15 protein-coding genes and 2 pseudogenes are annotated in these 19,554 nt (G+C 64.8%); 9 read left to right on the top strand and 8 right to left on the bottom strand.

The features are described 5' to 3' along the window. Positions 1-16: 16 nt before the first annotated feature. Genes brxC through B9P64_RS23150 form a run of 4 tightly spaced genes read right to left on the bottom strand, consistent with a single transcriptional unit; the run spans position 17 to position 5,076 of the window. On the bottom strand, positions 17-3,478 hold the full coding sequence (gene brxC / locus B9P64_RS23165) for a BREX system P-loop protein BrxC (protein WP_085318435.1): 3,462 nt from the start codon (positions 3,476-3,478) through the stop codon (positions 17-19). 38 nt (positions 3,479-3,516) lie between these two features. Further along, complete coding sequence (locus B9P64_RS23160) at positions 3,517-4,080, bottom strand: BREX protein BrxB domain-containing protein (RefSeq protein ID WP_085318434.1); 564 nt, start codon at positions 4,078-4,080, stop codon at positions 3,517-3,519. Beyond that, on the bottom strand, positions 4,070-4,870 hold the full coding sequence (locus B9P64_RS23155; RefSeq protein ID WP_235840108.1) for a hypothetical protein: 801 nt from the start codon (positions 4,868-4,870) through the stop codon (positions 4,070-4,072). Before B9P64_RS23155 ends, B9P64_RS23160 begins: the two co-directional genes overlap by 11 nt. Continuing rightward, positions 4,867-5,076: a hypothetical protein gene (locus B9P64_RS23150; protein ID WP_085318432.1), complete on the bottom strand. Its 210-nt coding sequence runs from the start codon at positions 5,074-5,076 to the stop codon at positions 4,867-4,869. Before B9P64_RS23150 ends, B9P64_RS23155 begins: the two co-directional genes overlap by 4 nt. Before the next feature lie 794 nt (positions 5,077-5,870). Here B9P64_RS23150 and pilB point away from each other — a divergent pair. The 6 genes from pilB to B9P64_RS23120 all read left to right on the top strand — a co-directional run bounded on the left by pilB (position 5,871) and on the right by B9P64_RS23120 (position 11,416). Next, positions 5,871-7,610, top strand: coding sequence for a type IV-A pilus assembly ATPase PilB (gene pilB / locus B9P64_RS23145; protein ID WP_085318431.1), 1,740 nt, complete (start codon positions 5,871-5,873; stop codon positions 7,608-7,610). A gap of 21 nt (positions 7,611-7,631) precedes the next feature. Further along, positions 7,632-8,855 (top strand): type II secretion system F family protein, encoded by a 1,224-nt coding sequence (locus B9P64_RS23140; RefSeq protein ID WP_085318430.1) that lies wholly within the window; start codon positions 7,632-7,634, stop codon positions 8,853-8,855. Between the two features lie 8 nt (positions 8,856-8,863). After that, positions 8,864-9,718 carry a prepilin peptidase gene (locus tag B9P64_RS23135; RefSeq protein ID WP_139826497.1) on the top strand — a complete coding sequence of 285 codons (855 nt, stop codon included), beginning with the start codon at positions 8,864-8,866 and terminating at the stop codon, positions 9,716-9,718. A 5-nt stretch (positions 9,719-9,723) separates the two neighbouring features. Then, positions 9,724-10,356, top strand: a complete 633-nt coding sequence (gene coaE, locus B9P64_RS23130; RefSeq protein ID WP_085318428.1) for a dephospho-CoA kinase — start codon at positions 9,724-9,726, stop codon at positions 10,354-10,356. 102 nt (positions 10,357-10,458) lie between these two features. Next, positions 10,459-11,214 (top strand): cell division protein ZapD, encoded by a 756-nt coding sequence (zapD, locus tag B9P64_RS23125; protein WP_085318427.1) that lies wholly within the window; start codon positions 10,459-10,461, stop codon positions 11,212-11,214. A gap of 13 nt (positions 11,215-11,227) precedes the next feature. Next, entirely contained in the window at positions 11,228-11,416 is a 189-nt protein-coding gene (locus B9P64_RS23120) for a DNA gyrase inhibitor YacG (protein ID WP_085318426.1), read from the top strand. An 18-nt stretch (positions 11,417-11,434) separates the two neighbouring features. Here B9P64_RS23120 and B9P64_RS23115 read toward each other — a convergent pair whose 3' ends face one another. From B9P64_RS23115 to argJ, 3 genes are read right to left on the bottom strand one after another with little or no spacing between them, the layout of a single operon-like run. Beyond that, complete coding sequence (locus B9P64_RS23115; protein WP_217808740.1) at positions 11,435-12,436, bottom strand: Nudix family hydrolase; 1,002 nt, start codon at positions 12,434-12,436, stop codon at positions 11,435-11,437. Then, entirely contained in the window at positions 12,433-13,341 is a 909-nt protein-coding gene (locus B9P64_RS23110) for an ATP-binding protein (protein WP_085318425.1), read from the bottom strand. The genes B9P64_RS23115 and B9P64_RS23110 overlap by 4 nt, the downstream gene beginning before the upstream one ends. An 11-nt stretch (positions 13,342-13,352) precedes the next feature. Further along, positions 13,353-14,579: a bifunctional glutamate N-acetyltransferase/amino-acid acetyltransferase ArgJ gene (gene argJ / locus B9P64_RS23105; RefSeq protein WP_085318424.1), complete on the bottom strand. Its 1,227-nt coding sequence runs from the start codon at positions 14,577-14,579 to the stop codon at positions 13,353-13,355. Between the two features lie 229 nt (positions 14,580-14,808). Between argJ and B9P64_RS23100 the strand changes: the two genes are divergently transcribed. Both B9P64_RS23100 and B9P64_RS23095 read left to right on the top strand, forming a co-directional pair. Further along, a complete protein-coding gene (locus B9P64_RS23100; RefSeq protein WP_235840107.1) occupies positions 14,809-17,580 on the top strand; it encodes a M16 family metallopeptidase in 2,772 nt (923 codons plus the stop codon). Positions 17,581-17,675: 95 nt separating this feature from the next. Further along, positions 17,676-18,683, top strand: a complete 1,008-nt coding sequence (locus B9P64_RS23095; RefSeq protein WP_085318423.1) for a DUF2891 domain-containing protein — start codon at positions 17,676-17,678, stop codon at positions 18,681-18,683. A gap of 3 nt (positions 18,684-18,686) precedes the next feature. Here the strand turns inward: B9P64_RS23095 and B9P64_RS23090 are convergent. Further along, a pseudogene (locus B9P64_RS23090) lies at positions 18,687-19,325 on the bottom strand (ATPase, T2SS/T4P/T4SS family); the annotation flags it as partial. On the opposite strand from B9P64_RS23090, the pseudogene B9P64_RS28330 reads away from it, so the two are divergent. Continuing rightward, positions 19,321-19,554, top strand: a pseudogene (locus B9P64_RS28330) (type IV pili twitching motility protein PilT); the annotation flags it as partial. The pseudogenes B9P64_RS23090 and B9P64_RS28330 sit on opposite strands and share 5 nt — an antisense overlap.

The following is a 19,554-nucleotide window of genomic DNA, read 5'->3' as shown; positions in this document are numbered from 1 at the left end:
CTGCATTCTTTCGTTCTTAGAGCGCCACCGGCCCTTGCTTAAGCTTGGCACTTAGTAGTGCTTCTATCTCAGTCAGCCAAGCCTTTAATTCCGTCTCGTTGTTCAGCGTCCGCTTTGGCAGCGGCACATGCACGACGTTGGGCTTAAGGAGTTGGATAGCAGCGTGGCGCGCAGCCTCGAATCGGCTGGATAACGCTTGAGTCTTGGAGACCCAGTGCTCCAACTCGCACTCGTCCAGCGCGTCTTGCAGTTGCTCGGGCGTGCCGAGCTGATGTGCGTTAGGCGCCGACAGATGATGCTGAGTAATTAGGTTGGCACGTTGCGTGTCGGTGAGCTTCTTCCAGTCCGCGTCAGCATGAAGCTGAGCCTGCTGCTGTTCGAACGCTTGCTGGAAGCAGTCCAGCTTTGCGTTCAACGCTTGCCGTAGCAGGTCCACTGTTGTGTCTAACAGTGGGCGCACCGGGTCAGGGTCGTCTAGCAGACTGCGTTGGGCAGCGATGGCATCAACTTCGGCCTTTAGGCTGGCGTAGCGTCCCAGCGCCTTGGCATGACGAATCAAGTCGTTCAGCTTGTGCCACACCGGCAGACGCTTTGCGATGTGATTGGCTGTCTTGACCCAGGTCTTGGACAGGCTCAGCAGCTCGTCATGGCGGGTGAACAGCTCCAGCAACTGCGCATTGCCGGTCTGGGCTTCGATGGATTCCAGTGCGGTCAGCTTCGGAGCCTCGGGGGCAGGAGCTGGCCCACCAGCCTTGACTGCCTGCTCGCGCAGCCTGGCGAGCAGCGTCGGTAACTTGGCCAACTCTTCCTTGGGTTGGCAGGGCACGCCCACGGCACTGAACAGCGCGCGAATCTTGATGAGCTGCGGCGGCGTGATATTGATGCTTTCGCGCTGGAAGCTAGTTTGTGTGAGCTTGGCGCGGTCCAAGCTTTTGGCGTCCACCGCCTTGAAAGCAGCATCGGTGGCCTTGATGTGGCCGGCGGCCAGCAGCGCATAAAGGGCTCCGTCGATGGCGTCGCGAGGCCAGCCAAAGGGTGGTGCGTCGAAGTTGTCGCGAATTTCGGCGCCTTTCTTGCCGGGGCCGATGTAGGAAAGCAGCTTCTGACAGACCGGGTGCTTGTCTGCTTCCTGCGCGTGGCCCACAGCCTTGAGCGCTTCAAGGTTGCCTTTACGCGCTTCGTCGAGCACCTTGTTCCACTGCTCGTGGTCGGCGGCGTCAAACTGGCTATACAGGCGAATAGCAGACGCTTTGGCGGCACGGTTGATTCGGTCGGCTAAGTCGTTGCCGTCCTGCGCTTCCTGGCCGCCGGCCTGAAACACGCGCACGTCGGTCATCAACTGGTCCAGCAGTTCGGCAAGGGTCTTTTCTGCGGAGCGTTCGCGGCTTGCCATTGAGCGCTGGGCGTCTCGACCTTCCTCGGTCGACGGGTTGCCCTTTCTTTGCTGCGTGGTGCGGGCGGCTTCCAGCGCCACGATGGCATTGGTCAACTCAGTCTTGTGCTGGGCGGGCAAGAAGGCGAACAGCGTGGGGTTGTCAGCGCTCTTGGCCTTGGCCTCGGCGATGACTGATTTTTCCTCTGTCTGCCAGCCATCCTGAATCCACAAGTACAGGTTCTTGTCGTGGTCCTTGGGCAGGCTGTCGTCGTAGGTGGGTGTAAGACGACGCTCGACGTTGTCCTTACCTTGGACGACACGCACCTTTTTCAGCACCTCGCCGAAGCGTCCCTTGAGCAGGTCGGCGCGCTTCTGTTCCACGCGCTGAGGGGAAGCTTTCAGCTCAGCTTCTTGCGCACGGAACTCGTCATACCAAGCACTCGACTCGCGGGTCTGCAAGCGGTACTCGGTGCCGTTGCCGCCAGCCAAGGCCATGACCAGGCGGTCCTTGTTTTGAAGTTCGTCCAGCAGTGCGGGGAGTTGTTTGCGCAGCTCGGCAGAACCCGCCGACAGGTCCGTGACTAGAAGGTCGGCCAGTGCTTCTTCGGTCGCCTTCAGCCCGATGTCCATCGCGGCATCGGGGGGCAGCTTGTTGATGAGATAAATGAGCTTGAGCAGCTTGCCCTTGAGCTGGGCATGTGCATCGCCGACGGCGAAGCGCTGGACGTTCTCGAACACCTCCTTGGGTAGTTGGGCAGTCGATACCAGGTTCGCGGCAATCTGGTCGTACAGAAAGTCGCCCGAGACAACATGGCCAAGTGGCGCGTCTGCTGTGGCCAGAACTGCCTCGTGCACTACGCGCAGCTGGCTTCGCAGCTGAGACACGGTGCCGGTGGTGTCGATGGTGCGAAGTACGCGTTCCCAGAACCGGCGACGCACCGGCAGCAGCGGGTAGTCGGACGTCAGCACGCCCTCGTCGTCGGTGACGTGCTCAAGCTTCGTGCCGCGCAGGTGCCGGGAGATTTCGCCGAGGTTCGCCCGCCAGATGTTCTCCACTGCGGGCTGGGCCGAGGGCTTCTTGGCCAGAATGATTTGACGGGTGACGTTCTCGACGTCCCAGTCGCCGAGCATCACCTGCACTGGGAAGCGGCCCATCAGGCGTTGCAGGTTCGGCATGCCCGACAAGGCAGACTGGCCGGTGCCCACGAACAGCAGTTTGCCGTTGAAGTGTTTGGACAGGGTCTCGGTGACCTCCTGTACCTGAAATGCCTTCTCGGCGTCGGCGCCGATGTACTGCTGCACTTCGTCAAGCACCACCAGGGTCAGTGGAAACTTGCCATCGACGGCCAGCGCCGCCTCGATGGCGGCGGTCATTTGCTCGCTGGTGACGTCGGTGACCTGCGGGAACTGCGACTCCAATCGGGTGAGGATGTCGGTTGGCGAAGCCGCCAAGGTCGGCTTTGCCTTATGCAAGGCGATGGCCAAGTCATCCGACACAAACATGTGCGGAAGCTCTTTCGCAAGAGTTCGGCCGGCAGCCTGCAGCTCGGCCTCTACCCTCTCAAGGATGCCTTCGCGGTTCATCCACAACACGAGCAGGGCTTGGTTGTACTGCTCGGGCAAGCCCTTGGACTTGAACACGATGCCAAGCAGCGCCAGACGGACCTTGTCGCCCGCACCTGCGCCGAGTTTGCCGGCGGCCGCGTGCAACGTTCCATGGCGTTTGCCCTGGGTGCTCAGCTCCTTTAGTTGCTCAAAGACGCTGGTGGGCAACTTGGCCAAACTGCGCGCGGTGGCGCCGTCGGTGAACTGATAGTCGGTCCACAGCGTGCGCAGCATCTTGGCCAGATGCGACTTGCCGCTGCCATAGAAGCCGGAAATCCAGACGCCCGGCTGCTCGGTACCGGCGTCGAGGTTCACGAGAAACTTGTCGAGGATGGTTTCCAGACCCTTCTCGTACTGCCCGTCGCAGACGAAGGTTTCGAGTTCGTAGCGCAGGATGTCTTGAGCGGCAGCGGAGTGGTCTTCCGAGACCTCCGCGACCCCGTTGTTGACGAGACGGTTTTCCTTCGGAGCCTTGTTGTAAATGTCCCGGTTCAGCATGATGTTCTTGCTCTGATTCTTAGGTGTGTTGTGTCCGGTCAGTCCTGCGCCAGTAGCGGCACGGCCAAGTAATTCCAGCCATCTCGGGCATCGAGCAGACGGTAGGTGTGGTTTTCAGGGTGGTGCTCGCCGGGGAAGAACACCAGCAGGCGGCCCTCGACGGCCTCCTTGATGCCCTCAACCAAGGACGAAACACGCGCCAATCCGAACAGCGTGCCAACACCGAGCAGTGCCACGACGGTGTCAGGTCCAGCTTCTGCCTCAATGCGGGCCTTGAGCTTGGTGTTGAGGTCGGCAACGAACTCGGTTAATTCACCGGTCTGGTAGCCAGCGAGCCTTTCAGGACGCTTGAAGTACGCATTCCTGTACTCCTGGGCGGTCATCCACTCAGGGAAGGCGTTAGTCACGTCCAGCAGCAGCCACCGTTTCCCGGCCTGCTGAGTCGCCAAGGCGAACTCGTCGACGTTTGCGCGGAGCCGTAGTTCGTCTGTCTTGTCGTAAACAGCGAAAACGACTCGCTGAATGGCCGCAAGACCAATCTGCCAAGGCACAGTGAGGTGCTGACGATAGGCGGACGCTAGCTTGGCGACCTTAGACGACATAGGAAATCTCCTGGCGGACTTGTTCTTCTTCAGGCGTGAGGTAACCGGGGAACCGCACTTCCTTGACGCCACCGGCATTCATAAAGACGAGTAGCCCTCGATGTGATGCCGAGGTCGCAATGGCTTCCAGCTCGTCCGGAGAACCGCCGACCAGGTTCATCCAGTCCGACGAGAACAGGCGATGTCCGGTTCGGCCTTCTAAGTAGCCAAGGAACAAAAGAAGGGCGATGGATTCTGGAAAGGCTTGGGCAACTGCACGGGTCTTGCGTGTTCGCCCACAGAGCAGACCCGCAGCCGTCCAGGTGCCTGCAATGTTCTGAGCAAATGACCTTAGCGATGCAGGGCTGAACCGGTCAGGATTGGCCGCATCCAGCATTAGCTCCACTGCTTCTCTCGGGACCGGAGTTCCGACTGCGAACGACAAGATGAAGGGCTGTGACGTGCGCAGGAGCGGGTCGCGTGCGAGTGCGACAGCGAGCGCAAGCAGCGGCTGGGCGGCTTCGTTGAGCGGCCACAGGCGACGCAATGCGCGAAAGAGGGGATTCGACGCATCTAAGGCATACAACGTGGCCAGATGACGGAACGCCAGCTCTCGCGCCTTGCGGGTAGGTTTTCCCAACACGTTGCCGTCGACTACCGCCGAAACGTACTCGGCGTGTGTTGCGTCCACCGAGGTGTGCGACAGCAGTAGACGTAGGTCTTCCAACATCATGGTTCGAGCCGCATGCGGGCCGTTGATGCCGAAGCGGAAACCTAGTCGCGCAAGAAGGGACTGATGATGCTCGCTCACGAAGTACTGCTCTGCCAGCGGGTGTCTGCCAAGGCGTGGTCTGGGACGCCGTCAAGTGGGTAGCCGTGAGCGCGGCAGTAGGCGACCACCATGACCTCCATCATGTTTGCGAGGCTGCGCATTTCGCGCGTGGCGGCCGACTGCATGGCCGCCTTGATGTGCGGCTCGACGCGGACGCTGACCACCTGAGATTTCGCTACAGCCATGTGTAGCTCCTGTAAGCAAAACGCTAGTAAACCGATAACTTAATGCAATCTTCGGAATGCTCTTTGAGCTAGGCTGAAGTGAGCCTTGGTCGCTCGCGGGGGCGCAACAGCATGACTCTTAAGCCGAGTCAGTGACTGCTTACACTGTCGGTGATGGTTGGGAAATGCATCGGTGTCCTTGACAGGAGGCTGATTTTCTAGGCCTGCACACAAGGGGGTGCGTGCAAACTTCGACGGCGTTGGCAGTCAACCAACGGCGCCTGAGCGAGTTCCTAGTCACAGAGCGCCATCGTTCGACCAGTGGCATATGTCGAGAGACGGGCGTGGGCGACCTTGCCCACGCAAACCTTCGGTTGCTACACTGACCTCACCCCAGCGAACTTCTGTGCCAATTCTGTTCCACTGGAACCGTTTTGAAGGGGGTGGAAAATGATGGAAACGGACGGAAGAAAATCGCTAAGTTGTTGATTTTTCAAGAGCTCGCCCCCCGCAAGATGAGGCTTCAGACGCGGTAAACGGTATTCGGGACGTAGAGGCCGGAGGTTCGAATCCTCTCACCCCGACCAGATTTCCTTCCTAGCGCGTTCTGCGCAACTTGCCTGCATTTCGCGCTTATTTCTTGTCGATCAATTTCGCAATTCAATTGCGATACATCGATTCAATGAATTAAGCCCGCGTTTGCATCCCTTGTTCGCCTTTACAAAGGCATAAGGGCTCGGCACCATCAAAAGTCGTCCACGGGCTGTCCTTCGGGTCGGCTCGCCAACTCGTCATTCATTTCTCCCCGAGTGTGCATGGCCGCGCCTGCGATTCAGAATGTTTCCGCGACCCAGGTGGTGCCTGGCCTTGCCAGGGTGCTGGTGCAGGCTGGCAAGCTCACTCCGGAACAATCGTCCGCGCTGCTCAAGAAGGCCTCTGCCAACAACAGTCCGTTCATCGACGAATTGCTTGCGGCCAAAGCGCTCACTCCCTACGAAGTGGCGTTGTTCTGCGCGACGACCTTCGGTCATCCGTTGATGGATCTTGCGGCGGTCGATCTGGCCGTTTTGCCGATCGACACCATCGATCCGAAGTTGTCGATCAGCCTGCGCGCCGTCGCGCTGCGCAAGCGAGGCAATCGGCTTCTGGTTGCGATTGCCGATCCGACCAATCTGCAGGCGCTTGACCAGATCAAGTTCCAGACGCAGATGCTGGTCGAGCCGGTGGTGGTCGAGGCGGACAAGCTTGCTCGCGTGATCTCGCAACTCGCCAAGACGACTGAGGCCAAGCTCAATGAGATGGCCGGCCAGGATCTCAGCCTCGAATTGGTCGATGGTTCGCCGGACGATGCGAGCAATGCGGCTTCGGCGGCGGACAGCGAGGTCGATGACGCGCCGATCGTCCGGTTTCTGCAAAAGGTCTTGCTCGATGCGATCAACATGGGTGCATCCGATCTGCATTTCGAGCCTTACGAAAAGTTTTATCGAATCCGCTTTCGGGTCGATGGCGTGCTGCAGGAAATGTCGCAGCCACCTCTGGTCATCAAGGAAAAGCTCGCCGCGCGCATCAAGGTCATCAGCAAGCTGGACATTTCCGAAAAGCGCGTGCCGCAAGACGGTCGGATGAAGCTGGTGCTGGGGCCGAACAAGGCGATCGATTTCCGCGTCTCGACCTTGCCGACATTGTTTGGCGAAAAGATCGTGATGCGGATTCTCGATCCTTCGCAGGCCAAACTGGGCATCGATGCGCTCGGTTATGAGCCCGATCAGAAGAAACTCCTGCTCGATGCGGTCCAGCGGCCTTATGGAATGGTGCTGGTGACCGGGCCGACAGGATCGGGCAAGACGGTTTCTCTCTATACCTGTCTCAACATTCTCAATCAGCCTGGCGTCAATATTTCCACGGCGGAAGATCCGGCCGAAATTCAGCTGGCCGGGATCAATCAGGTCAATGTGAATGAAAAGGCCGGGCTGACTTTTGCTGCGGCACTCAAGTCGTTTCTGCGGCAGGATCCCGACATCATCATGGTCGGGGAGATCCGGGATCTTGAAACCGCCGATATTTCGATCAAGGCGGCGCAAACCGGGCACATGGTTTTCTCGACACTGCATACGAATGACGCTCCCAGCACATTGACGCGCATGCTCAACATGGGGATTGCGCCGTTCAATATTGCCTCGTCGGTCATTCTGATCACGGCACAACGGCTGGCCCGGCGATTGTGCTCGCATTGCAAGGAGCCTTACGAGGCCGATGCCAGTGTGCTGTTGCAGGCGGGATTTGCCGAAAGCGATCTGGACGGGACCTGGCAGCCCTATCGCCCGGTGGGTTGCGAGCATTGCAACAATTCGGGCTACAAGGGGCGGGTCGGCATTTATCAGATCATGCCGATTACCGAGGAGATGCAGCGCATCATCCTGGCCAATGGCAATTCGATGGATATTGCCAAGCAGGCAAAACTGGATGGTGTGCGCGATCTGCGGCAATCGGGCCTGTTGAAGGTTCGCCAGGGCATGACGTCGATCGAGGAAGTACTCGGCGTCACGAACGAATAACGTTTCATCACGGATCACGAAATGGCGACCACCACGCGCGCAATCAAGCAGGCAAAAGAGCCGATGTTTGCCTGGGAAGGCAAGGACCGCGCTGGCAAGACGGTTCGCGGCGAAATGCGCGCCCAGGGCGAAACCGTCGTGCGGGCCTCCTTGCGCAAGCAAGGCGTTCTGGCCACCAAGATCAAGAAGCAGAGTTATCGCGGTGGCAAGAAGATCACCGACAAGGACATTGCGCTGTTCACTCGCCAGATGTCCACGATGATGCGGGCCGGTGTGCCGCTGCTCCAGGCTTTCGACATCACCGGAAAAGGGCATGCCAATCCTGCGGTATCGAAATTGCTCAACGAGATTCGCGCCGATGTCGAAACCGGCAGCAGCCTCAATACCGCATTTCGCAAGCATCCACTGTATTTCGATGCGCTGTTCTGCAATCTGATCGCCGCTGGCGAACAGGCCGGTATTCTCGAAGGCCTGCTTGACCGTCTTGCCACCTACAAGGAAAAGACGCTGGCGATCAAGGCCAAGATCAAGTCGGCGCTGTTCTATCCGACGGCCGTGATTGCAGTGGCCTTCATCATCACTGCGGTCATCATGATTTTCGTGGTGCCGGCATTCAAGGAAGTGTTTTCGAGTTTCGGTGCCGAATTGCCTGCGCCGACCCAGATCGTCATTGCCATGTCTGATGCATTTCGCGATTACTGGGCATTGATCTTTGGCGGAATCGGCGGGGCGATCTACGGCATCGGGCAGGGCTTCAAGCGCTCGATCAAGTTCCAGCAGGCCGCCGACCGCGCCTTTCTCAAGGCGCCGGTCTTCGGCGACATCATCCGCAAGGCCACGATCGCGCGCTGGACCCGCACCCTGTCGACGATGTTCGCGGCCGGCGTGCCGCTGGTCGAGGCGCTCGATTCGGTCGGCGGGGCGTCGGGCAACGTGGTCTATGCCGAGGCCACGCGCAAGATCCAGCAGCAGGTGGCGACCGGCACCAGCCTGACCGTGGCGATGCAGGATGTGGCGGTGTTCCCGACCATGGTCACGCAGATGGTGTCGATCGGCGAGGAATCGGGCGCGCTCGATTCCATGCTGGCCAAGGTGGCCGATTTCTACGAGGCCGAGGTCGATGACGCGGTCGCGTCGATGTCGAGCCTGCTTGAACCTTTCATCATCGTGATCCTCGGCGGCATCGTCGGCGGCATCGTCGTGGCGATGTACATGCCCATCTTCAAGCTCGGGTCGGTGGTCTGATGGTCGAGATGTTCGCTGTGCTGTCGGCCAGCCCGCTTGCGTTTGCGCTGCTGGCCGGCGTGGTCGGTCTGCTCGTCGGCAGCTTTCTCAATGTGGTGATCCATCGGCTGCCGATCATGCTCGAACGGGCCTGGACTGCCGAGGCGGCCGAATTCCGCGGCGAGCCGGTGCCGGAAACCACGACCTACAACCTGTTCGTGCCGCGTTCGACCTGCCCGAGCTGCGCCCGTCCGGTGCGTGCCCACGAGAACATTCCGCTGCTCGGCTGGCTCATGCTGCGCGCGCGCTGCGCCGGCTGCGGTGCCCGCATCAGCGCGCGCTATCCGGTCGTCGAGCTGCTCGGCGGCGTGCTGGCGGCGGCCTGCGCCTGGAAGTTCGGCTTCGGTTTGGCCGGCCTGGCGGCCATCGGCTTTTCGTGGGCGCTGATCGCGCTCACCTTCATCGATGCCGATACCCAGCTGCTGCCCGACGAGATCACGCTGCCGCTGCTCTGGGCCGGTCTGCTGGTCAATCTCGACGCCGCCTTCGTCGCGCTGCCCGATGCCGTCATCGGCGCGGCGGCCGGCTATCTGGTGCTCTGGTCCATCTACTGGCTGTTCCGGCTCACCACCGGCCGCGAAGGCATGGGCTATGGCGACTTCAAGCTGCTGGCGGCACTCGGCGCCTGGCTCGGCTGGAAGATGCTGCCAATCATCATCCTGCTGTCGTCGGTGGTCGGCGCGGTGGTCGGCATTGGGCTGATGGTGTTCGCGCGCCATGGCCGCGAGCAGCCGATTCCCTTCGGCCCCTATCTGGCTGGCGCCGGCGTGCTGGCGCTGTTCTTCGGGCCGGCCATCAACGCTGCCTGGCTCGGCATCGGCTGAAGGCGATGATCGTCGGGCTCACGGGCGGGATCGGCAGCGGCAAGACTTTCGCGGCCGACTGCTTCGCCCGGCTCGGTGCCGGCATCGTCGATACCGATCTGATCGCCCATGCGCTCACGCGACCGGGCGGCGCGGCGATGCCGGCCATCGTCGCTGCCTTCGGCGCCTGGGCCATGACGCCCGACGGCGCGCTCGACCGCGCTGCGATGCGGCGCCAGGTATTCGAGCAGCCCGACGCGCGCGCCCGGCTCGAAGCCATCCTGCATCCGCTGATCGGCGCCGAAGTGCTGCGCTCGGCGGCCGCGCTGGCGCCGCACCATCCCTATCTCGTGTACGTGATTCCGCTGCTGGTCGAAAGCGGCCACTGGCGCGATCGCGTCGACCGCGTGCTGGTGGTCGACTGCCCGGAGGCCGAGCAGATTGCCCGCGTCATGGCGCGCAACGGCCTGCCCGAAGACCAGGTGCGGGCCATCCTCGCGGCCCAGGCCACGCGGGCGCGGCGGCTGGCCGTGGCCGACGATGTGCTCGACAACGCCGGCCCCAATCCGGCACTCGCCACCGAGGTCGAGGCGCTGCATCGGCGCTATCTGGCGGCGGCCGGCGCCGGTGACCGAAACGGTCGCGCCGCAGCGACTTGAATTGCGCCGCTCACGCCGGGTTCATTTGAGTTTTGCCGGGGGGTCGGTCAGAATCGGCCGCACATTTTTGTCCCTATTCCTCCACCGCTGTCCGGTCGCGCCTTGATCCTCTACGAGTACCCGTTCAACGAGCGCGTGCGGACCCTGCTCCGGCTCGAAGACCTTTTCGAGCGGCTGCGTTTCTTTGCCAGCCAGACGGATCGACACGAGCATCACGCCGCACTCACCACGCTGTTCGAAGTGGTCGAAGTGGCGAGCCGCGCCGATCTCAAGTCGGATCTGCTGCAGGAACTCGACCGGCAGCGGGTGGCGTTGAACCAGTTCCGCAATTCGCCCGACGTGTCGCCGGCGGCGCTCGACATCATTCTCGGCAACATCGAGAACGCCGCGCGCGTGTTGAATGCGGTGCCCGGCAAGACCGGCCAGCAGCTGCGCGACCATGAGTGGCTGATGAGCATCCGCAGCCGCACCATCATCCCGGGCGGCGCCTGCGAGTTCGATCTGCCGTCGTATCACGCCTGGCAGCACAAGCCGGTCGAGCAGCGCCAGGCCGATCTGGCCGGCTGGATCGCGCCCTTCATGCCGGTGAGCGATTGCCTGGTGATCGTGCTCAGGCTGCTGCGCGAATCGGCGCGCCGCCACGAGGTGACGGCGGTCGGCGGCAGCTATCAGCAGAGCCTGAGCGGCAAGCCCTTCCAGATGCTCCAGGTGCGGGTCGATCCCGCGCTCGGTGCCATCCCCGAGATCAGCGCCAACAAGTACATGTTGTGGGTGCGCTTCTCGCAGCAGGACGGCGATCTGCGCCCGCGCCCCTACGAAGGCGTGGTGCCGTTCGAACTCGGCCTGTGCAACCTCTGAATTCGATTTCGCGATGACGACCGAAGTGAAATGCCCGTCCTGCGGCAGGAAAGTGCCGTGGACCGACGCCTCGCGCTGGCGCCCGTTCTGTTCCGAACGCTGCAAGAAGGTCGATCTCGGCGCCTGGGCCAGCGACCGTTACGTGATCCCGGGCGCGCCGCTCGACGACACCTCGTCGCCGGGCGAAAAGGGCAGCGACTAGCGCGCTGCCCTCGGCGCATCAGTCGTCGCGCCGCGCCACCAGCTCGGGAAAGCGCGCCTCGTCGCGCCAGGCGGCGCGCATCAGCGCCACGCCATGGGCGCCGCTGGCCTGGGCCGGCTCCACCTGGTCGGCATCGAGGCCGCCGATCGCATAGACCGGCAGACCGGCATCGCGCACCAGGGCGGCGAAGGCGTCCCAGCCGAGCGGCGCCACGCCGGGATGGCTGGGCGTGTCGAGCACATGGCCGAGCACCGCGTAATCGAGCCCGAGCGCCGCCGCGCGATCGATCTCGGCGCGGCTATGCACCGAGGCGCCGACCAGCGGCAGATCGGGCCGGGCGGCGAGCGCCGCCAGATCGGCGCCACTCAGATGCACGCCGTCGGCGCGGCTGGCCCATTCGAGTCCGTGCATCGAATGCACGACCAGCTTGGCGCCGGCCGCGCGCACGCGGTCGAGCGTGGCGTCGAACAGGCGATTGAAGTCGTCGGGCGCCATGCCGGGCTCGCGCAGCTCGACGAAGCGCAACCCCTTGGCCAGCGCCGCATCGAGCCGCGCCAGAAAGCCGCCGAGCCCGAGCGCGCCGGCCTGACTCAGCGCCAGCACCGGCGGCAGCTCAAGCCAGTGCAGACAGGGCAGGGCCGCCGGCAGCAGCGGCGCCGGCGCGGCCTCGTGCAGCGCGACCCAGCGCAGCGTCTGGCCTTCGCGGCCGTGCGGCTCGCCCTGCCAGCTCACCACGCGCATGAAATGCAGCCGCACATGCGCATGCGGATAGACATGCTCGATCGTGCACCAGGGCCGCACCGCATGCGGATCGTGCGGATCGAGCGTGATGCCGATCTCCTCGTCGAGTTCGCGCGCCAGCGCTTCGGCCACGGTCTCGCCGATTTCGAGCTTGCCGCCCGGGAACTCCCAGTAGCCCGAGTAGGGCTTGCCGGCCGGCCGCGAGCCGAGCATGAAGCGGCCGTCGGCGCGCAGCAGCACGCCCACCGCCACTTCCACGATCCTGCGCGGCGCGGTCACAGCGCACGCTCCGCAGCCGAGGCGGCCAGCGCGTCGGTCAGCGCAAGCCGGTCGCGCCCGGCTCGGTCGCGCGCGTACTGCCACGCCACCCGACCCGAACGCGAGCCGCGCCCGAGCGCGAATTGCAGCGCCTCGCGCTCCACCTCGGGGCTGTAGTCGCTGCCGAGCTGGCCGAGCCAGTGCCGCACGATGTCGAGGTAATCGCCCTGGCGAAAGCCGTGAAAGCTCACCCAGAGCCCGAAGCGCTCCGACAGCGAAATCTTCTCTTCCACCACCTCGCCCGGATGCAGCTCGCCGTCGTCGGTATGGCGATAGCCGTCGTTGTCGCTCATGCGCTCGGGCAGCAGATGGCGCCGGTTGGACGTGGCGTAGATGACCACGTTGTCGGTCTGCGCCGCGATGCTGCCGTCGAGCGCGACCTTGAGCGCCTTGTAGCCGGCCTCGCCGTCTTCAAAGCTCAGGTCGTCGCAGAACACGATGAAGCGCTCGGGCCGGTGCGCGACCAGATCGACGATGTCGTGCAGGTCGTGCAGATCGGCCTTGTCCACCTCGATGAGCCGCAGCCCCGCCGGCGCGAACTCGTTGAGCACCGCCTTCACCAGCGAACTCTTGCCGGTGCCGCGCGCGCCCGTGAGCAGCACGTTGTTGGCCGGCGCGCCGGCCACGAACTGGCGCGTGTTCTGCACGATGAGCGCCTTCTGGCGGTCGACATTGCGGATGTCGGCCAGCGCAATGCCGCTGGCATGGCGCACCGCGTCGAGCTGGCCGCGGCCGGTGCCGCGCGGCACGCGCCAGCGCCAGGCGGTGGCGGTCCAGTCGGGTTCGCGCGGCGTGGCCGGCAGCAGTGCCTCGGCACGCGCCAGCAGGCGGTCGAAGCGGTCGAGGGTGGAATCGAGTCTGTCCATTGCGCTGGGGCTCAGCTCCGGTAGTCGGCGTTGATGCTCACGTAGTCGTGCGAGAGGTCGCAGGTGTAGACCGTGGCGACAGCATCGCCGCGTGCAAGCACGACGCGTACCGTGATCTCGCTCTGTTGCATCACGCGCTGACCGTCGGCTTCCTGATAGTCGGGATTGCGGCCGCCCTGCGTCGCCACATGCACATCGTCCAGATAGAGCTCGACCTGCTCCACATCCAGATCGTCGATGCCGGCATAGCCGATGGCCGCGAGCAGCCGGCCGAGGTTGGGGTCGCTGGCGAAGAAGGCGGTCTTGACCAGCGGCGAGTGCGCGATGGCATAGGCCACCTTGCGGCATTCCTCGCGGCTCGCGCCGGCCTCGACGCGCACGGTGATGAACTTGGTCGCGCCTTCGCCGTCGCGCACGATGGCCTGCGCCAGCGTGACGCTGGCCTCGAACAGCAGCGCGGTGAACTCGGCGAAGCGCGGGTCGCTCGCGCTTTCGATCGGCTCCATCGGCGCCTTGCCCGTGGCCACGACGATGAAGGAGTCGTTGGTCGACGTGTCGCCGTCGATGGTGATGGCGTTGAACGAGGCGTCGGCCACTTCGGCCACAAGCGCTTGCAGCAGCGGCTGGGCGATGGCTGCGTCGGTGGCGATGTAGCCGAGCATGGTCGCCATGTTGGGCTTGATCATGCCGGCGCCCTTGCTGATGCCGGTGATGGTCACGGTCACGCCGCCCACCGTGCCCTGGCGCGAGAAGGCCTTGGGCTGGGTGTCGGTGGTCATGATCGCGTGGGCCGCGTTGAACCAGTTGTCCTCGGCCAGCGCGGCCACGGCGGCGGGCAGGGCGGCTTCGATCTTCTCGACCGGCAGCGGTTCGAGGATGACGCCGGTGGAGAACGGCAGCACCTGGCTCGCATCGAGATCGAGCAGCGCGGCCGTGGCGGCGCACATGCGCTCGGCATTGACCAGGCCCGGCGCGCCGGTGCCGGCATTGGCATTGCCGGTGTTGACCACCAGCGCGCCGATGTTGCCGGCGGCCAGATTGCGTTTGCTGACGGTGACCGGCGCGGCGCAGAAGCGGTTGGTCGTGAACACGCCGGCGACGCTGGCATCGCTGTCGAAGCGCATCACCAGCAGATCGCGCCGGCCCGGCTTCTTGATGCCGGCCTCGGCATGGCCGAGCGCAAAGCCGGCGACGGGGAGAAGCTCTTCTGACTTGGGATAGGGGAGATTGACGGGCATCGCAGGCGGGAGAAAACAGGAGGGGCGCTGGTTGCGCACAAGGCCGGCGAGGGCCGGCGCGGCGAGGTCAAAGAGCGGCTTGCGCCCGGGCGGGCGATGCTGGCGCTGCGGCCGGCATGGTCATCCAACTCCGGGGAATATCTGGAAACGATTGTACCGAGCGGTCTGCGACGGTCTGGCATGCGGGGCGGCTTACCATCGCCCGCGTTCGCAACCGACCGGAGCTTGAGTGAACTTTCGATCCGCCCCGCGTCTGCGCGCCGTTGCGCTCGCCGTCGCTGCCAGTCTCGTTCCGGCCCTGGGCCTTGCGCCCGCGCCGGCTTTTGCCGCCCCGCTTCACAGCGTGCCCGCCGCGGCCCAGGTGCGCAGCATCGAGGGCATCACCGAGTACCGCCTGCCCAACGGCTTGCAGGTGCTGCTGCTGCCCGATGCGTCCAAGCCGACGACCACCGTCAACCTCACGATCCGCGTCGGCTCGCGCTACGAGAGCTATGGCGAGACCGGCATGGCGCATCTGCTTGAGCACCTGATGTTCAAGGGCTCGACGCACTACGCCAACCCGGGCGCCGAGTTCATCAAGCGCGGCATGCGCTACAACGGCTCGACCTGGTTCGACCGCACCAACTACTTCGCGAGCTTTGCGGCCGACGACGGCAATCTCGACTGGTATCTGGGCTGGCTCAGCGATGCGCTGGTCAATTCGTTCATCGCCAAGCGCGATCTCGACAGCGAGATGACCGTGGTGCGCAACGAGATGGAGATGGGCGAGAACAGCCCCGCCAACGTGCTCGAAGAGAAAGTGCTGTCGGCCGCCTACGACTGGCACAACTACGGCAAGAGCACGATCGGCGCGCGCGCGGATGTGGAGAACGTGAACATCCCGCATCTGCAAGGCTTCTACCGGCGCTACTACCAGCCCGACAACGCCACGCTGATCGTGAGCGGCAAGTTCGACACGGCGCGCACGCTGGCGCGCATCTCGCGCAGCTTCGGCGTCATCCCGAAACCGAAGCGCACGCTCGAACCGACCTGGACCCTCGACCCGGTGCAGGACGGCGAACGCAGCGTGGTGCTGCGTCGCACCGGCGACACGCCGATCCTGATGGCCGGCTATCACGTCCCCGCCGGCAGCTCGCCCGACTTTGCGGCGGTGGAACTGGCCGCGACCATCCTCGGCGGCCCGAGCCTGCGGCTGCATCGCGCGCTGGTCGAGGCGGGGCTGGCGGCCGAGGCCGACGAGGGCGTGTATTCGCTGGCCGAGCCCGGCTATGCGCTGTTCCAGGCCACGCTCAAGAGCGACCAGCAGCCCGAGGCGGCACGCGCCGCGCTGCTGGCCACGCTGGAGGGCGTGCGCCAGCAGCCGTTCACGCAGGAGGAGCTGGACCGCGCGCGCAACCAGTGGCTGCGCAGCTTCGAGCGGCTGACCGCCGATCCCGAGCGCGTTGGCGTCGAGCTGTCGGAATACGTCGCGCTTGGCGACTGGCGACTGGCGTTCTGGCGCCGCGACGGCATCCGCAAGGCCACGCTGGCCGATGTGCAGCGCGTGGCCGAGCAGTACTTCCAGTCGAGCAATCGCACGCTGGGCCAGTTCGTGCCCACGGCCGAGCCGCAGCGCGCGCCGGCGCCGGTGCGGGTGGACGTGGCGAGCGAGCTCAGGGACTACAAGGGCGATGTGGCCCTGGTCGCCGGCGAAGCCTTCGACCCGAGCCCGGCCAACATCGCCGCGCGCACCGAATTCACCACGCTGCCGGTCACGGGCGGCGCGCCGCTCAAGCTGGCGCTGCTCGACAAGCGCACGCGCGGCAGCAAGGCGGTCGTGACCATCGGCCTGCGTTTCGGCGACGAGAAATCGCTGTTCGGCCAGGACGTGCCGGCCGCCACGCTCGGCATGCTGCTCGGGCGCGGCACGGCGCGGCTCACGCGCGAGCAGCTCGCCGCCGAGTTCGAGAAGCTCAAGGCGAGCTGGCGCGTGTCGGCCACCAGCGAGGGCGCGAACTTCACGCTCCAGGTCGAGCGCGCCAATCTCGCGCCGGCGCTGGCGCTGGCCGCCGAGGTGCTGCGCAGCCCGCGCTTCGACCAGGCCGAGTTCGATCAGGCGCGCGCCGCCGCCATCGCCGGCCTCGAAGCCGCGCGCAACGATCCCGAAGCCCGCGTCAGCGAGCGACTGGAGCGCGAAGGCAATCCCTATCCCAAGGGCGACGTGCGCTATGCGATGAGCACCGAGGAAAGCCTCGCCGAGCTCAAGGACGCCAGGCTCGACGACGCGCGCGCCTTCCATCAGAAGTTCTACGGCGCCTCGTCGGCGGTGCTGGCGGCGGTCGGCGACTTCGACCGCGCCGAGCTCAAGGCCCAGCTCGGCAAGCTGTTCGGCGACTGGCCCAGCGCCACGCCCTATGCGCGCGTGCCGCGCCCGGTCTACGACGTGAAGCCGGCCGACTTCCGCATCGAACTCAAGGACAAGCAGAACGCGGTGCTCATGGCCACGCTGCAACTGCCGCTGGCCGAGACCGACCGCGAATTCCAGGCGCTGCGGCTCGCCACCTTCATGCTCGGCAGCGGCGATGGCTCGCGGCTGTGGGACCGCATCCGCGAGAAGGAGGGCCTGAGCTATGGCGTGGCCGCCTTCATCGGCGGCGGCCAGTTCGAGCCGCATGCGAGCTGGGGCGCGCAGGCGATCTTTGCGCCGCAGAACGCCTCGCGCGTGCGCCGGGCCTTCGACGAGGAAGTCGAGCGCGCGCGTCGCGACGGCTTTACCGCCGCCGAGCTGCAACGCGCCAAGGCCGCGATCCGGCAGGCCGCCGCGCTGGCCCGGGCCCAGGACGGCAGCCTCGCCAGCCTGCTCGCCTCGCTGGAGGAGCGCGATCTGCGCCCCGACTACCTCGACCGCGTGCAGACCCTGCGCGACGGTATTCCGCTCGACGAGGTGAATGCCGCGCTGCGCAAGTCGGTCGAATTGCGCCGGCTGGTCATCGGCGTGGCCGGCACGCTGCCGCCGCAGTGAGTCCGGCTTCCGTCCGGCGGCATCCGTCCGCCGGACGGAGGGCTTGAGCCGCCGGCGGACACGAAAGTCCGAGGGGTTTTTCTTAGACTGAGCCGATGTATTCGCTTACCTCGGAAATCGCGGCGCTGTTCGCCCGCATCGCGCTCGACAACCTCGCCACTCACTATCCCTGGCAGCTCAGCCATGTGCTCGACGGACCGGCCGATGTGCGTCCGCCCGAGCAGCTTCATCCCGCCTTCCACACCAGCTTCGACTGGCATTCCTGCATCCACATGCACTGGCTGCTGGTGAGCATGCTGCGGCGCAATCCCCGGCTTGCCTGCGCGCGCGAAGCCGTCGCCCGGCTCGACGCCAGCTTTGCGCCGACCGCCATCGCCGGCGAGATCGCCTATCTGCGCGGACCGCATCGCAGCACCTTCGGCCGGCCCTATGGCTGGGCCTGGCTGTTCCGGTTGGCGACCGAGCTGGAGCGCTTTGCCCAGCGCGAGGTGGCGGCGCGCGGCTGGGCCGCCGCGCTGGCACCGCTGGTGGAGGAGATCGCCGACCGCCTGCGGCGCTGGCTGCCGCAGGCCACCTGGCCGGTGCGCGAAGGCGGCCACGGCAACAGCGCCTTCCTGCTGCTGGCCGCGATGGACTGGGCCAGCGTGCGCGGCGACGACGCGTTTGCCAGCCAGCTGCGCGACCGCGGACTGGCCTGGTTCGGCACCGACAAGCATTACCCCGCGCGCTACGAACCGAGCGGCGAGGATTTCCTCTCGCCCGGGCTGGTCGAGGCCCTGCTCATGCAGCGGCTGCTCGGCGCACCGCTCGGCTTCCAGACCTGGTGGCGCGAGTTCTGCCCCAAGGGCGACGATCTGGTGTTCTGGCTTCAGCCGCCGCATCTGGCCGGCGACGACGATCCCAGGCTCGTGCATCTGGACGGCTTGCTGCTGTCGCGCGCCTGGTGCCTGCGCCGGCTCGCGCCCGACGCCGGTCCGCAATCGGAAGCGTTTGCGCGCGCCGCCGAAGCCCATCTGCATGCGGCCATGCCGCGTCTGGAGGCGGGCGGCTATGCGCGCCGCCACTGGATCGCCAGCTTTGCGCTGCTGGCGCTCGACGACTGAGGCTCAGATACCGCCCGAGCCGGCCTTGCGACTCATCTCGACCAGATTGATGTGGTCGGTCGAGGTGCCCACGTCGCGATGCATGGCGCCGCGCGAATTGAGCTTGATGTTGAGCCGCAGATCGTTCACCGAGTCGGCATTGCGCAGCGCGTCCTCGTAGCTGATGCGGCCTTCCTCGTACAGGTCGAACAGCGCCTGATCGAAGGTGCGCATGCCCAGCTCGCGGCCCTTCTTCATCTGCTCCTTGATCTCCGATACCTCGCCCTTGGCGATCAGGTCGGAGATGTAGGGCGTGTTCAGCATCACTTCGATGGCGGCGGCGCGGCCCTTGCTGCTCTTCAGCGGAATCAGCCGCTGCGAAATCATCGCGCGCAGGTTCAGCGACAGATCGATCAGCAGCTGCTGGCGCCGCTCCTCGGGGAAGAAATTGATGACGCGGTCGAGCGCCTGGTTGGCGCTGTTGGCATGCATCGTCGCCAGGCAAAGGTGGCCGGTTTCGGCGAAGGCCACCGCGTGTTCCATCGTCTCGCGCTCGCGGATTTCGCCGATCTGCACCACGTCGGGCGCCTGGCGCAGCGCGTTCTTCAGCGCCACCTCCCAGCTGTCGGTATCCACGCCCACTTCGCGCTGGGTGACGATGCATTTCAACAGCGCCACCCAGGCGCTCGACCGCGTCAGCAAGTTCTTCCCCGAGGAGCGGCGCCAGCAGTTGCTGATCGATCTGTCGCTCCACCTGCGCGCGATGCTTTCGCAGAGGCTTGTTCGCGTGACGAGAAGCCAGGGCCGCACCCCGGCCTACGCAGTGATTCTGACCACGGCGTACGACTCACAACGTGTCGTCGAGGTCGAGCGAGAGGGTACGAAGAATAGG

The sequence above is a fragment of the Derxia lacustris genome (assembly GCF_002105195.1).
GTDB classification, from domain to species: domain Bacteria; phylum Pseudomonadota; class Gammaproteobacteria; order Burkholderiales; family Burkholderiaceae_E; genus Derxia; species Derxia lacustris.
This window is presented reverse-complemented; position numbering and strand designations above follow the sequence as displayed.

Excerpts from the sequence above, each read along its gene's own strand:
- argJ (WP_085318424.1), bottom strand. The coding sequence starts at position 14,579 with ATGCCCGTCAATCTCCCCTATCCCAAGTCAGAAGAGCTTCTCCCCGTC.
- B9P64_RS23135 (WP_139826497.1), top strand. The coding sequence starts at position 8,864 with ATGTTCGCTGTGCTGTCGGCCAGCCCGCTTGCGTTTGCGCTGCTGGCC.
- coaE (WP_085318428.1), top strand. The coding sequence starts at position 9,724 with ATGATCGTCGGGCTCACGGGCGGGATCGGCAGCGGCAAGACTTTCGCG.
- pilB (WP_085318431.1), top strand. The coding sequence starts at position 5,871 with ATGGCCGCGCCTGCGATTCAGAATGTTTCCGCGACCCAGGTGGTGCCT.
- brxC (WP_085318435.1), bottom strand. The coding sequence starts at position 3,478 with ATGCTGAACCGGGACATTTACAACAAGGCTCCGAAGGAAAACCGTCTC.
- B9P64_RS23140 (WP_085318430.1), top strand. The coding sequence starts at position 7,632 with ATGGCGACCACCACGCGCGCAATCAAGCAGGCAAAAGAGCCGATGTTT.
- B9P64_RS23160 (WP_085318434.1), bottom strand. The coding sequence starts at position 4,080 with ATGTCGTCTAAGGTCGCCAAGCTAGCGTCCGCCTATCGTCAGCACCTC.
- B9P64_RS23095 (WP_085318423.1), top strand. The coding sequence starts at position 17,676 with ATGTATTCGCTTACCTCGGAAATCGCGGCGCTGTTCGCCCGCATCGCG.
- B9P64_RS23150 (WP_085318432.1), bottom strand. The coding sequence starts at position 5,076 with ATGGCTGTAGCGAAATCTCAGGTGGTCAGCGTCCGCGTCGAGCCGCAC.
- B9P64_RS23110 (WP_085318425.1), bottom strand. The coding sequence starts at position 13,341 with ATGGACAGACTCGATTCCACCCTCGACCGCTTCGACCGCCTGCTGGCG.
- B9P64_RS23120 (WP_085318426.1), top strand. The coding sequence starts at position 11,228 with ATGACGACCGAAGTGAAATGCCCGTCCTGCGGCAGGAAAGTGCCGTGG.